Source organism: Mesorhizobium sp. M1143 (genome assembly GCF_040318435.1).
In the GTDB taxonomy this organism is placed as follows: domain Bacteria; phylum Pseudomonadota; class Alphaproteobacteria; order Rhizobiales; family Rhizobiaceae; genus Mesorhizobium.
This window is the reverse complement of the sequence record NZ_JAMYMJ010000010.1, coordinates 52384-66272: the sequence shown is the minus strand read 5'-3', so window position 1 is coordinate 66272 and position 13889 is coordinate 52384. Positions and strand designations below refer to the sequence as shown.

At 62.4% G+C, this 13889-nt stretch carries 12 protein-coding genes; 7 read left to right on the top strand and 5 right to left on the bottom strand.

The window, feature by feature from the left end:
• Positions 1–165: 165 nt before the first annotated feature.
• From NKH35_RS10635 to NKH35_RS10615, 5 genes are all read left to right on the top strand, one after another.
• On the top strand, positions 166–834 hold the full coding sequence (locus tag NKH35_RS10635) for an SDR family NAD(P)-dependent oxidoreductase (protein ID WP_352914396.1): 669 nt from the start codon (positions 166–168) through the stop codon (positions 832–834).
• A 103-nt stretch (positions 835–937) separates the two neighbouring features.
• Positions 938–1924: a glycosyltransferase family 10 domain-containing protein gene (locus NKH35_RS10630; protein ID WP_023715187.1), complete on the top strand. Its 987-nt coding sequence runs from the start codon at positions 938–940 to the stop codon at positions 1922–1924.
• Positions 1925–2510: 586 nt separating this feature from the next.
• Positions 2511–3908, top strand: a complete 1398-nt coding sequence (gene fumC, locus NKH35_RS10625; protein ID WP_023697720.1) for a class II fumarate hydratase — start codon at positions 2511–2513, stop codon at positions 3906–3908.
• A 254-nt stretch (positions 3909–4162) separates the two neighbouring features.
• Positions 4163–4585 carry a DoxX family protein gene (locus tag NKH35_RS10620; RefSeq protein ID WP_023697721.1) on the top strand — a complete coding sequence of 141 codons (423 nt, stop codon included), beginning with the start codon at positions 4163–4165 and terminating at the stop codon, positions 4583–4585.
• Positions 4586–4724: 139 nt separating this feature from the next.
• Positions 4725–5132, top strand: a complete 408-nt coding sequence (locus NKH35_RS10615) for a DoxX family protein (protein WP_023734272.1) — start codon at positions 4725–4727, stop codon at positions 5130–5132.
• 256 nt (positions 5133–5388) lie between these two features.
• Here NKH35_RS10615 and ppx read toward each other — a convergent pair whose 3' ends face one another.
• Positions 5389–6921: an exopolyphosphatase gene (gene ppx / locus NKH35_RS10610; RefSeq protein WP_023697723.1), complete on the bottom strand. Its 1533-nt coding sequence runs from the start codon at positions 6919–6921 to the stop codon at positions 5389–5391.
• Positions 6921–9113 carry an RNA degradosome polyphosphate kinase gene (locus tag NKH35_RS10605; protein ID WP_023734273.1) on the bottom strand — a complete coding sequence of 731 codons (2193 nt, stop codon included), beginning with the start codon at positions 9111–9113 and terminating at the stop codon, positions 6921–6923. The genes ppx and NKH35_RS10605 overlap by 1 nt, the downstream gene beginning before the upstream one ends.
• A gap of 233 nt (positions 9114–9346) precedes the next feature.
• On the opposite strand from NKH35_RS10605, the gene NKH35_RS10600 reads away from it, so the two are divergent.
• Together NKH35_RS10600 and NKH35_RS10595 are read left to right on the top strand one after the other, a co-directional pair.
• Positions 9347–9592, top strand: coding sequence for a zinc-finger domain-containing protein (locus NKH35_RS10600; protein WP_023705697.1), 246 nt, complete (start codon positions 9347–9349; stop codon positions 9590–9592).
• Between the two features lie 19 nt (positions 9593–9611).
• Positions 9612–10850 (top strand): FAD-dependent monooxygenase, encoded by a 1239-nt coding sequence (locus NKH35_RS10595; protein WP_352914391.1) that lies wholly within the window; start codon positions 9612–9614, stop codon positions 10848–10850.
• Positions 10851–11071: 221 nt separating this feature from the next.
• Here NKH35_RS10595 and NKH35_RS10590 read toward each other — a convergent pair whose 3' ends face one another.
• The 3 genes from NKH35_RS10590 to NKH35_RS10580 form a co-directional block, all read right to left on the bottom strand.
• Positions 11072–11737, bottom strand: a complete 666-nt coding sequence (locus NKH35_RS10590; protein ID WP_023727880.1) for a TIGR02117 family protein — start codon at positions 11735–11737, stop codon at positions 11072–11074.
• 105 nt (positions 11738–11842) lie between these two features.
• Positions 11843–12646: an amino acid ABC transporter ATP-binding protein gene (locus tag NKH35_RS10585; RefSeq protein WP_023734275.1), complete on the bottom strand. Its 804-nt coding sequence runs from the start codon at positions 12644–12646 to the stop codon at positions 11843–11845.
• An 84-nt stretch (positions 12647–12730) separates the two neighbouring features.
• A complete protein-coding gene (locus tag NKH35_RS10580) occupies positions 12731–13888 on the bottom strand; it encodes an amino acid ABC transporter permease (RefSeq protein ID WP_023705694.1) in 1158 nt (385 codons plus the stop codon).
• Between the last annotated feature and the right edge of the window lies 1 nt (position 13889).

The following is a 13889-nucleotide window of genomic DNA, read 5'->3' as shown; positions in this document are numbered from 1 at the left end:
ACCGCCCTCGCCGATCGGCATTGCCTTCGTGACGCGGGCAACAGCGAGAGCATTCGATGCGACTTGGCCTTCAATGAGACTTTCTGGCAAACGAGCACTGGTGACCGGCGGCTCGGACGGCATCGGCCTGGCGATATCGGAAGCTTTCTTGCGCGAGGCGCCGACGTGCTGATCGTCGGTCGCGACACCAGCAAGCTCGAGACCGCCCGCGAGACACTTGCGGCGGCGGGCAACGTCGGCACCCAGTCGGCCGATCTCTCGACCTCGTCCGGCATCGATGCCGTGGTCGATCGCGCGAAAGCAACCGGCCCGCTCGACATCCTCGTCAACAATGCCGGCGTCGCTTATCTGGTGCCTTTCGAGACCGTCACCGAGCACCAATTCCAGCAATCCTTCGCGCTCAATGTGACGGCGGCGTTCTTCCTTACCCAGCGGCTGCTGCCGCATCTCGGCGCCAACACCTCCGTCATCAACATCTCGTCCTACTTCGCCGACAAGATGATCCCGAAGCGGCCGTCGAGCCTGTATTCCTTGTCCAAGGGCGCGCTGAATTCGCTGACCAAGTCGCTGGCCTTCGAGCTTGGTCCGCGCGGCATCAGGGTCAATGCGATTGCGCCCGGCACGGTCGACACCGCCATGCGGCGCAAGTCGATCGACAACCTGCCGGCGGCAGCGCAGGCCGAGCTGAAAACCTACGTCGAGCGCAGCTACCCGCTCGGCCGCATCGGCCAGACCAGCGATCTTGCCGGCATCGCCGTCTATCTGGCCAGCGACGAGGCGGCGTGGACCAGCGGCGGCATTTTCGCGATCGATGGCGGGTATACGGCGGGGTGACCGTTTGGACGGCCCTCTGCCTCGAACAAGCGGAGCACTTGACCAAACTTCCGATACCGCGTCTGTCTGCAGATTGAGCAATGCTTCAGACATTCGTGGTGCCATGCCGTCTATCGATCCACTGATCCTCTTCTACACAACGTTCTTCAGCAAACCCGTCGATATCGCGTCGATACAGTGCGAAATGCCCGGGCGGTGGACACTGGACAAACGACGGATTTCCGAGGCCGCGGCAGTGGTCTTCCATATTCCGAACTTTCGCGAAGTTGGCGATGCCTACAAATACCCTGGTCAATATTGGGTCGCCTGGTCGATGGAATGCGGCCAAAACTACAAGCGACTTGCTGACCCCAAAATCATGCGGCACTTCGATATCATCATGACGCATGAATCCCGGTCCGATGTCTGGGTACCCTACCTTCCGCGTGCGGTGTGGTGGAAAGATGCGCTGGCCAGACCAATCGTGCCGAAAACGGAAGAAGCGCCGGTCGCACTCTTCCAGTCGGCCGGCCTGAATTATAGCGGCCGTGTCGATTTGGCGAACGAACTGGCGCGCCACATCAAGATCGATTCTTATGGCCGATATCGCAACAACCGATCGGTCTCTGGCCCCGATCTGGGCTCGAAGACCAAGATCGAAACCATTGCGCGGCACAAATTCTGCCTGGCCATGGAGAACTCGATCGAGGCCGACTATGTCACCGAGAAAATCTATGACGCGTTCATGGCGGGCACGGTGCCGATCTACCTTGGCGCTCCCAATGTGGACGAGTTCGTTCCGGAGCACTCCTTTATTGACGCCAGTGCCTTCGCCAGCGCCAGCGATCTTGCAGCCTATCTCCAGCACCTGATCGCAACGCCGCAAGACTACGAGGCTTATTTCGACTGGCGCTCAAAGCCATTGCCCGACAACCTCGTCAAACGGGTGCAATCATTGGAAACACCCGCGTTCTGCAGACTGATGAGCGTCGTGCGCCAGCGTCTGGAGGCGCGGACAAGCAAGCCTTCCGGACGGCGAACACTTCCGTTCGGCTATAGATCCTATCTCAGGACAAAGCTGCGCCGTTGGAGGAAAAAGGTTCCGAGCTGACGGTCCGCGATCAGGCGCGCTTTCAGCAAAATACGGAGAACAAAGAGCGTCTCTTGCGACGTCGAGACGGCTTCGACCTTGCCGCCATGCATCTTGGAAATCTCCGAGGCTATGTGGAGGCGCTCCCAGGGTGGACTTGAAATTCTCGGCTTCGCGATCCGAAGCTCGATCCGGATGCGATGTCGGATTTTGGTCGGAAACTGAACAGAAGGACAAGTGCATAAGCTACCTCATCGCTGCTGTTGCCAGTGAGACGCCGGCACGGATGGTAGTTTGTGTGGCAGCGTCGCTCGTAGGTAGAGTAGGTAGACATGAATTGCGCATTGCTGATCCTGGGGGAAGTTTGCGTAGAGCAATCCGCCAGCTCGACATGATCTCATCGAGCTAAATCCGCAAGTTTCCGTCCACTTCATGGGATCAAGCCGCACTGAGGAGCAATTTCCTTCACAAGAAAGTGGAGGGTGCAGGATCCCGAAGGCCGGCGCTACCGCTTCAACCGATTTACTGCCTGCCGGCCGCAATCTCTGCTTGAAGGCCATTGTGCAACGCGATACGCCGTTGCCGAATTCGATCGTCGGAGAGACAAGTGACCGCTGCCAGGACCAGAACCGAAACCGACACGTTCGGCCCCATCGAGGTTGCCGCCGACCGTTACTGGGGCGCGCAGGCGCAGCGTTCCCTCGGCAATTTCAGGATAGGCTGGGAAAAGCAGCCGGCCTCGATCGTGCGTGCGCTCGGCATCGTCAAGCGAGCGGCGGCGGAAGCCAATATGGAGTTGAAGCGGCTCGATCCGGCAGTCGGCAAGGCGATCATCGAGGCGGCGCAAGAGGTGATCGACGGCAAGCTGAACGATCATTTCCCGCTGGTCGTCTGGCAGACCGGCTCGGGCACGCAGTCCAACATGAACGCCAACGAGGTGATCTCCAACCGGGCGATCGAACTTCTGGGCGGCGTCATGGGCTCGAAGAAGCCGGTGCACCCTAACGACCACGTCAATATGAGCCAGTCGTCGAACGACACCTACCCGACAGCCATGCACATCGCGTGCGCCGAGCGCATCGTGCACGATCTGCTGCCGGCGCTGAAGCATCTGCACGCGGCGCTCGAGGTCAAGACGAAGGCCTTCGCCCACATCATCAAGATCGGCCGCACCCATACGCAGGACGCGACACCCCTCACGCTGGGCCAGGAATTTTCCGGCTACGCCGCGCAGGTGGCCTCTTCGATCAAGCGCATCGAGATGACGCTGCCCGGCCTGCAGGAACTGGCGCAGGGCGGCACCGCCGTCGGCACCGGCCTCAACGCGCCGGTGGGCTTTGCCGAAACGGTGGCGGCGCGCATCGCCGAAATCACCGGCATCGCCTTCGTCACCGCGCCGAACAAGTTCGAGGCGCTCGCCGCGCATGATTCCATGGTGTTCTCGCATGGCGCCATCAACGCGGCGGCCGCCGCCCTCTTCAAGATCGCCAACGACATCCGCTTCCTCGGCTCCGGCCCGCGCTCGGGCCTCGGCGAACTGTCGCTGCCGGAAAACGAGCCGGGTTCCTCGATCATGCCGGGCAAGGTCAACCCGACCCAATGCGAGGCTCTGACGCAGGTCTGCGTGCAGGTGTTCGGCAACAACGCCTCGCTGACCTTCGCCGGCAGCCAGGGCCATTTCGAGCTCAACGTCTACAACCCGCTGATGGCCTACAACTTCCTGCAGTCGGTGCAGTTGTTGGCCGACGCCTCGATCTCCTTCACCGACAATTGCGTCGTCGGCATCGAGGCTCGCGAAGACAACATCAAAGCCGCGCTCGACCGCTCGCTGATGCTGGTGACCGCGCTGGCGCCGACGATCGGGTACGACAATGCCGCCAAAATCGCCAAGACCGCGCACAAGAAGGGCACCACCTTGCGCGAGGAAGCACTGGCCACTGGGCTGGTCAGCGAGGCAGACTACGACCGGCTGGTGCGGCCGGAGGACATGACGCATCCGGGTTAAGCGATTCCAGGGAAAGTGCCTTGCGTTTCCTCGGGAAGCGCGCAGCCCTCTTCTTGGGGATTGCGTCAACTAGAAATCCGAATTTGTGGCGGGACAATTTGCTCCCGCCGCTGCTGGCCGCGACAAGAATTTTGCGTCGGTCGAACGATCCCGAAATGTACGTCCTGTGAACAATGTGTCGCCGGACTGGCGGCTTTGGTGAACAGTCGGCTTGGTCTATCTGACGGGACATCAACCCTTTTCGGAGAGCCACCATGTCCATCAACACTTCCGCTGCCGGCGCCGGCATCGCGTCCAACAGCTCCACCACCATCCTGCTCGGCCGCATCCTGCTCGCCGCCATCTTCCTGCTTTCCGGCTTCGGCAAGCTCACCGCCATTTCCGGCACCGCCGGCTATTTCGGCGCCATGGGCCTGCCGGTGCCGACCGTAACGGCCATTGTCGTCGGCCTGATCGAATTGCTCGGCGGCCTTGCCGTGCTCGTTGGCTTTCAGACCCGCATCGCCGCCTGGGTGCTCGCGGTCTTCACCATCGCCTCGGCCTTTGTCGCCCATACCGGCTGGGCCGACCAGAACCAGATGATCCATTTCCTGAAGAACGTCGCCATCACCGGCGGCTTCCTGCTGCTGGCTTCCTCAGGCCCTGGCACCTACTCGATCGACGCCAAGCGCGGCTGAGCTTTCCCTTCCCAAGCCTGAAAAAAAGCGGCGTGGAATTTTCCACGCCGCTTTTTCGTTGTCTGCCCAAGCGCACGCTCGACCCATCCCTGCTAGGATCGGTCTCGAAACAGCCGGCGGACAGACATCGGAGATGACCATGCCCCGCGATGCATTGCTTCTGATTTCCCGGCTGCTGCTCGCCGTCCTGCTCGTTCCCTCCGGCTACCACGCGCTCGCCGACATTGCCGGGACGACCGGCTATTTCGCCGGCCTCGGCATGCCATTGCCGACGCTTGCCGCCTGGGGCACCGGGCTGTTCGAGTTGATTGCCGGTCTCTTGATACTGGTCGGCTTTCAGACGCCGGTCGTTGCGATACTTCTTGCCGCTTTCTGCATCGTTGCAGGCTCCATCGGCCACTACGGCCAGGGCGGCGATGACCCGATGCTCACCTTCCTGCACCAGCAGATGCTGATGAAGGATATTGCCATCGCCGGTGGATTCCTGGCGCTAGCCATGGCCGGCGCCGGGGCCTGGTCGATCGACGGGCGCCGCGCCGCGGTCTGATATCGTCAAATATCGTCCCGGTTGAACCATCCGTGCCAGGTCGACCCCCACTCCGTCTCGGCTTCGTCGAGCCACCTCTCCCCCGATCGACGGGGTAGAGGAAGTGCGCGAGCCTATTGCCGCCAACGCTTTCCAACGAGGCTCCCTTCCTTTCCCTCCGGAGGGGGAAGGTGGCGGTGCGAAGCAGCGACGGATAGAGGAAGCCGGTCCTCGAACGCGAGGCCGACGACGACATGGTTTTGCTGTCAGGCCGCGCCTACTTCACCGACACGCTCTGCCCACCCTCGACCGCCAGCACCAGCCGGCGGTTGGTGATCCGCGCCAGTTGCGCCAGCCGTCCGGCCGGGCGTTCGCCGTAAAGATCGGAAAGTGAGGCCGGCAGCACCAGCGCCAACGTGCCATTGCCGCGGTTTTCCCATTTCAGCCGCGGCATGACGCCGGGCATGGCCGCAGTCAGCAGATAGACGACGCGCAGCACCGCCGCCAGGATGCGGGCGCGCTCGAGATAGCGCGGCGTCGCCAGGCCGCGGATTTCCGGCGCCGCATCGTTGAACACGCCTTCGTGGCGGAACAGGCCGACCAGCGCCAGGAAGGCACGGCCGGGGTGATCGACGCCAATGAAGGAGGCGTGGGCAATGATGTTGAGCGACTGCTTGCCGCGATATTCCGGGTGCGCGCGCCAGCCTATATCGGCCAGCAGACAGGCAGCGTGGCGATAGCGCGCCTCATCCTCCGTCTCGTCGATGCCGAAGGCGGCAAAGGTCTTGTCCGTCCATTCGACAAGCTCATGCGCATGGGTGACCGAGCGCGACCGCAGCCGCGCCAGTTCCTCCGAAGCGGAGACCAGCGGATCGGCCTTCTGCTCGGCAGGGTCGAGCAGCGAATAGAGAAACCCTTCGCGCACGCCCAATGCCGAGACGATGATCTTCGACGGCTGCATCGCCGCCATGATCTCCTGCAGCACGACCGCGCCATAGGGCAGCAGCGAACGGCGGTTCTTCGACACACCTTCGATGCCCTTGACCTTCTCGATCTCGCCTTTCGCCACCTGCTTCAGGAAATTGGCGGCGCTTTCGACACCGATCTCATAGTGGTGCATGACGCCAAGCGGGTAGTTGGTCATTTCCATGTGCAGCCGGGCAAGGTTTCGCCAGGTGCCGCCAACGGCGTAAAAGGGCCGTCCCAGCCCGCCCTTCAACAATTTGGCGCGCGCCAGTTCGTCGCGGGTGATCTTTGCCGCCTGGGCGAGCGAATTCCTGGCCATGTCCTGCAGCCGCAGGCCACCCAGCGGCAGCGTGATACCGTCGCCGATCGCCTCGCCATTGATGTCGATAAGCTCCAGGCTGCCGCCGCCAAGATCACCGGCAATGCCATTGGCGGGGTGGAAGCCCGAAATGACGCCAAGCGCCGAATAATGCGCCTCCTGCCGGCCAGTGAGCACGCGGATCTCGGTCTTGAGCACATCCTGGGCGCGGTGGATGAAATCGGGTCCGTTGATCGCTTCGCGGGCCGCGGCCGTTGCCAGCACAAACATGTGCTCCGCACCCGCCTGGTCGGAGAGCGCGCGGAAACGGCGGAACTCCTCCATCGAGCGCGTCACCGCCTCGGGATCGAGCTTGCCGGTCGAAACGATGCCGCGGCCGAGGCCGGCCAGCATCTTTTCGTTGAACAGCAAGGTCGGCGAGCGCGCCAACCCTTCATAGACGACAAGGCGGATCGAGTTCGAGCCGATGTCGATGATGGACAGCGGCCGGCGATCCTGCAGCCGGCCTTGGGACGTTGAAATCATCAGCCGGTGTTCTTCTTGCGACGCTTGAACTGCGCGATGCGCTTGGGCGCATGCGACTTCAGCGCGTCACCCCGTCCCGACAGGCTCGGATTGGTCATGAAATATTCCTGCGCGTTGAACGGTTCCTCACCCTCCTCCAGCACGACGCGCCGGGAGGTTCCGTCAGCCAATACGTCGAAACTTTGCTGGTTGTCCATGATGTTGCCCAGCATGATCTGGCCAAGGATCTGTTCATGCACCGTCGGGTTGGTGATCGGCACCATGGTCTCGACGCGGCGGTCGAGATTACGTGGCATCAAGTCGGCCGAGGCGATGTAGACGATCGCCTCGTCCGACGGCAGGCCATGGCCGTTGCCGAAGCAGTAGATGCGGCTGTGTTCGAGGAAGCGGCCGACGATCGACTTGACCCTGATGTTTTCCGACAGGCCGGGCACCTGCGGCCGCAGGCAGCAGATGCCGCGCACGACGAGATCGATCTCGACGCCGGCACGGCTGGCGTCATAGAGCGCGTCGATGATGTTGGGATCGACGAGCGCGTTCATCTTCATCCAGATGCGCGCCGGACGGCCAGCCAGCGCGTAGGCGACCTCGTCGGCAATGTGCTTGAGGATACGGCTGCGCAGCGTAAACGGCGAGATGGCGATCCGCATCTCATCCGTCGGCTCGGCATAGCCGGTGATGAAGTTGAACAGCTGGGCGACATCGCGCGCGATCGTCGGATCGGTGGTGAAGAAGGACAGGTCGGTGTAGATGCGCGCGGTCACCGGATGGTAGTTGCCGGTGCCGAGATGCACATAGTTACGCAGCTTGCCGTCCTCGCGCCGCACCACCAGCGACATTTTCGCATGGGTTTTGAGTTCAAGGAAGCCGAACACGACCTGGACGCCGGCGCGTTCGAGGTCGCGCGCCCAGCGGATGTTGGCTTCCTCGTCGAAGCGCGCCTTGAGCTCGACCAGGGCGGTTACCGACTTGCCGGCCTCGGCCGCGTCGACCAAGGCGCGCACGATCGGGCTGTCGTTGGAGGTGCGGTAGAGCGTCTGCTTGATCGCCACCACCTCCGGGTCGGCCATCGCCTGGCGCAGGAATTGGACCACCACGTCAAAGGATTCATAGGGGTGGTGGACGACGATGTCCTTCTCGCGGATGGCCGCGAAACAATCGCCGCCATGCTCGCGGATGCGCTCGGGAAAGCGCGGATTGTAGGGGGTGAACTTTAGGTCGTCGCGCGGCACGGCGACGATCTCGGAAATCTGGCTGAGCGCCAGCGGGCCGGTCAGAACGCTGATGCGGCTCGAAGAGACGCCAAGCTCGCCGGCGACGAACTCGCGCAATTCACCGGGCATCGACTTGTCGAATTCGATGCGGATGACCGAACCGCGGCGGCGCCGCTTCAGCGCCGTCTCGAACAGGCGCACGAGATCTTCCGACTCTTCCTCGACCTCGATATCGCTGTCCCGGATGATGCGGAAGGTGCCGGAACCCTTGACCTCATAGCCGGGGAACAGCTTGCCGATATAGAGGCCGACAGCCTCCTCCAGTGGAATGAAGCGAACGTGCTGCTTGCGGTCGGGCAGACGGATGAAGCGCTTCAGCGCCACCGGCAGGCGCAGAAGCGCGCTCATCTCCTCGCCATTCTTGCGATGGCGCAATTGCAGCGCCATCGAGAAGCCGAGATTGGGAATGAACGGAAACGGATGCGCCGGGTCGATCGACAGTGGAGTCAGCACCGGGAAAACCTGGTCCTGGAAATGGTCTTCCAGCCAGACTTTTTCATCCTTGGTCAGTGCATCGCGGGTGATGCTCTCAATGCCTTCCTTGTTGAGCAGCAACATCAGCGCCGAAAGGCTGTTCTGCTGGTCCTCCTGCAGCCGCTCGACCTCGCGCAGCAATTGTTCCAGCTGCTGCTCCGGCGTGCGGCCGTCGGGGCTCTTGAGCGCAATGCGTTCGCGCACCTGGCCCGCAAGGCCGGCGACGCGGACCATGAAGAATTCATCGAGATTGGCGGCCGAAATCGACAGGAAACGGACGCGTTCGAGCAGCGGATGGTGCTCGTTCTGTGATTCCTCGAGCACACGCCGGTTGAACTGCAGCCAGGAGAACTCACGGTTGACGAACCGATCGGGGTTGCCGCCCTCGGGGCTCGCCACCTCGACATTGATGAATTCGCTCTGCACCGGCTTCAGTTCGTTCATGGTTCCTGCTCTTCCCCGCCAACCGTCCCTTGGAGCGCCGCTGGACGTGCCATGCCTCTAACACGCTTTTGTGACGCATGGCCCTTCGGCGAAAACCATTCCGATTTCAGGGACATGCACTTAACCGGCTCACCGTATCCTCTGACAGGCTTTTGCGACAGTTTCATTTCATCGATCTTGCAAACAGGCCTGTTATGTTCCAGATGCTTTTCGACGAGATCAAGGAGACGACGATGGCAGGCGGTTCCATTCCCCACTTCCAGAACGATGCGGGCCATCCGGCAATCGACATCGGCGTCAAGGAATTCATGTGCACCGGCGCCAACCCGCCCTTCGACCATCCACACGTGTTCCTCGACATGGGCGACGACAATGAAAAGGTCTGCCCCTATTGCTCGACGCTCTACCGCTATTCGGCGAAGCTGAGGGCGACGGAAACGCTGCCGGCCGGTTGCCTTTATATCGACCAGGCCGCCTGATCCTTCCGCGACAAGCCCGATGGAAGACATCAGGTCCCGGCAGGTCATAATCGCCGGGGCCGGCATCGCCGGGCTGACCGCTGCCCTTGCCTTCGCCGGACGGGGTTATCCGGTAAAGCTGATCGAACAGGCACAGCACCTAGAAGCGGCCGGCGCCGGCATCCAGCTTTCGCCCAACGCAACACGCATTCTTGGAAAACTCGGCGTGCTCGACCGACTGCTGCCCGCAGCGTTGCGGCCGGAAGCGGTCGTGCTCAAGGACGCCGGGACGCTGCGCGAACTGGCGCGGGTACCGCTTGGGCAAGCCGCCGAAGCGCGCTGGCAGGCGCCTTATCTCGTCGCTCACCGCGCCGATCTGCAGGCAGCGCTGCTGGCGCAAATGGCCGAACGGCCGGAGATTGAGCTCATCACCGGCGCCCGCGTGACCGGCATCGTCAAAGACGCGCAATATGTCGCCGTGACCGCCGAAGTGGACGGCCGCGAGATCGAGGCACGCGGCAAACTGCTGGTCGGCGCCGACGGCGTCTGGTCGGCAGTCAGGGCGCAACTCGCAGGCGAGGACTTCGTCAAAAGCCGTTTTTCGGGCGAACTCGCCTGGCGAGTCACGATCGCGGCCGACGGTGCGGCCGGAGAAGCCTTTGTCGCGATCGGCGCCGCCGACTGCGTCACCACGTTCCTGCATCCTGGCTTCCACATGGTCGCCTACCCCGTCAGCAAAGGCCGGGCCTTCAATCTCGCCGCCTTCACCAAGGGTGAGCGCATAGCCGAAGGTTGGTCGGGCCATGCCGATCCCGCGATCCTCACGGCTGCCCTGCGCGGCACCGCGCCGGGCCTGACGAAGCTTGTGGCACTGGCCGGCCCATGGACGGCCTTTCCGATCCACACCGTCGAACAGAAGCGGTGGACGAGCCCGCAGGGCATCGCGCTGATCGGCGACGCCGCGCACGCGATGACGCCGTTTGCCGCGCAGGGCGCGGCAATGGCGATCGAGGATGCCATCACGCTTGCCGATGCTATCGCCGATTTCCCTGGCGATCTGCCCAGAAGTTTTCAAATCTGGGAAAATCTTCGGCGGCCGCGTGTCGCCAAGGCCGCGCGTCGTGGGGCCGTAAACCGCCTCGCCTGGCATGCTGCCGGCCCGGTGGCGATCGCCCGCAATCTGTTCCTGGCCATGCGCTCGCCCGACAAGCTCGCCGCCGACCTCGACTGGCTCTATGGATGGCGAGCGGACGCTCGGCAGTCTAGATCGTCGACTTAGCGATCCTTCCCACCCCCTCTGTCCTGCCGGACATCTCCCCCGCAAGGGGGGAGATTGGATGTCGCCGTCGCCTTCGCCAAAATCGCCGGCGTTGCAGCAGGAGCGCCGCGGGCAAACGGCTGCTCTCCCCCCTTGCGGGGGCGATGGCCGGCAGGCCAGAGGGGGGTGCTGTCCCGCTGACTTCAAAAGATCCAACACTGTCGCGGTGCGATGAAGGACTGCTAGTTATAAAACCGCATCGACAAGCCCAGCGAGGCCGGCAGCGGGTTCCACCAGCCGGTGCGCAGGCCGGCGGTGCGCAGGCCGGCGGCTGTCCAGGTGTTACAGCCGACAAGCGCGTTGAAATGGCCGTTCGCCTCGAAGAAGCGGTCGAAGCTGGAATAGGCGGCGTTCTCGATGACGACCGGACCATGCGGCCCTTGCTGGAAACTCGCGTCGATATAGTCGAGCAGCGCTGCAAAACGTTCCTCATCGATGTCGAAACCGGTGACAGCAGGGTGCGGCTCGGCGATGGCCCCGGCGATATCGACATGCATGACCGAGGCGTCCAGTGTCAGCGCCTTGAGGACGGGCACTGCTTTCAGCTGCGACCAGCTCGGCGTCTCCAGATAGAAGGCCCGGCCGCCCCAGCCAAAGACGATGTAGCGCACTTCCGGGGCGTCGACAGGGATGCCGGCAGCGACCAGGAAATGGAAGCGCCGGCGCACTTCGTCATCGACGGGAATGGCGATGTCGGTGTGGATCGGATTCTCCAGCACCAGAATATGGCGCGTGCCCTCACCCGCCGCTGACGCCGGCCACAGCGGACGCGGCACCAGCGTGCCGAGCGTGGCAGCGAGCGCGACCACGATAATCAGCATGGCCACGAAACGCAGGGCTTTTCTCATGCGGCGGCGGCTTTGTGTTTCAATGGAGAAGATCAACCCCGACCCCAGATAGCAAAAGAGCCCGGCCGCATTACGGCCGGGCTCTTTTGGTTCGCATGAAAATGCTCAGTGCAGGATCTGCGACAGAAACAGCTTCGTGCGCTCGTGGCGCGGATGGTCGAAGAACTCGGCCGGCGTGTTCTGTTCGACGATCTGGCCCTGATCCATGAAGATCACCCGGTTGGCGACTTTGCGGGCAAAGCCCATTTCGTGAGTGACGCACAGCATGGTCATGCCTTCCTCGGCCAGGCCCACCATCGTCTCCAGCACTTCCTTGATCATTTCGGGATCGAGCGCCGAGGTCGGCTCATCGAACAGCATGATGCGCGGGTTCATGCACAGCGAACGCGCTATCGCCACGCGCTGCTGCTGGCCGCCCGACAGCTGGCCCGGATATTTGTTGGCCTGTTCGGGGATCTTGACGCGCTTGAGGAAGTGCATGGCCATTTCCTCGGCCTGCTTCTTCGGCGTCTTGCGCACCCAGATCGGTGCCAATGTGCAGTTCTCCAGGATGGTCAGATGCGGAAACAGGTTGAAGTGCTGGAACACCATGCCGACCTCGCGGCGCACCTCGTCGATCTTCTTGAGATCGTTGGTGAGTTCCTTGCCGTCGACGATGATCTTGCCCTTCTGGTGCTCTTCCAGCCGGTTGATGCAGCGGATCATGGTCGACTTGCCCGAGCCCGAAGGACCGCAGATGACGATGCGCTCGCCGCGCATCACCTTGAGGTTGATGTCCTTCAGCACATGGAACTCGCCATACCATTTGTGCATGCCGATGATGTCGATTGCGACATCGGTGGTCGAAATGTGCATCTTCTTGGCATCGACCTTGATCTCTTCGGCGCTGACGGCGTTTTCTATGACCATGGCAGGTTCCCCTTTTTGTTCTGTCTTTTAGCTATGATGCATGTCGTTGTCCCAAAACCGCTAAACACTTTTGGGCGACATGCATCAACGTTTGTGGCCGGTGTCGAGCCGGCGTTCCGTGTACATCGAATACCGCGACATGCCGAAGCAGAACAGCCAGAAGACGAAGGCTGCAAAGATGAGACCGGATCTCGCGGTCTGTGGCGTCGCCCAATTGGCGTCCGAGAAGTTCTGCTTGACGACGCCAAGCAGGTCAAACATCGAGATGATGATGACGAGGCTTGTGTCCTTGAACATACCGATGAAGGTATTGACGATGCCGGGGATGACCAGCTTCAGTGCCTGCGGCAGCACGATCAGCACCATCTTCTGCCAGTAGCCCAGGCCAAGCGAATCCGCACCCTCATACTGGCCCTTGGGGATCGCCTGCAGGCCGCCGCGCACCACTTCGGCCATATAGGCGGCGGCAAACAGCGAGACGCCGATCAGCGCCCTGAGATATTTGTCGAACGAAACCCCGGCGGGCAGAAACAACGGCAGCATGACGCTGGCAAAGAACAAAACGGTGATCAGCGGGATGCCGCGAACGAACTCGATGAAGACCACGCACAGTGTCTTGACGATCGGCATCTTGGAGCGCCGGCCAAGCGCCAGCACGATGCCCATCGGCAGCGACACGGCAATGCCGACAAAGGACAGGCTCAGCGTCACCAGCAGCCCGCCCCATAGCTGGGTCTCCACATGCGGCAGGCCGAAGATGCCGCCGACCAGGAGCACGAACGCGATGATCGGCAATGCCAGGAATAGAAGAATGGCGTTCAACCCCTTGCGCGGCACGCGTGGCATCAGCAACGGCACCAGCAGCGCCACGAACAGGACGGCGACCAGGATCGGCCGCCAGCGCTCTTCCAGGGGATAGCGGCCAAGCATCAACTGGCCGAACTTCGCGTTGACGAAGGCCCAGCAGGCGCCTGACCAACCGTCCGGCTGGATGCCGCCTTGCGCCACCGTGGCGCATACAGTCCGGTCCGGCCCCGTCCACTGGGCGTTGATGAAGGCCCAGTTGACGATGGGCGGCACGATCATCACCACCAGCGCAATAGCCACTACAGTCAGGATGACGTCGCCCACCGAACCGATCAGGTTCTTGCGAACCCAGGCCAAAGGCCCTCGCACGCCGGCCGGGGCTTGTTGAGCGAGTGCCATTTCGGTCCGCACCCAGGAGGTATCATGTTCCTGCATG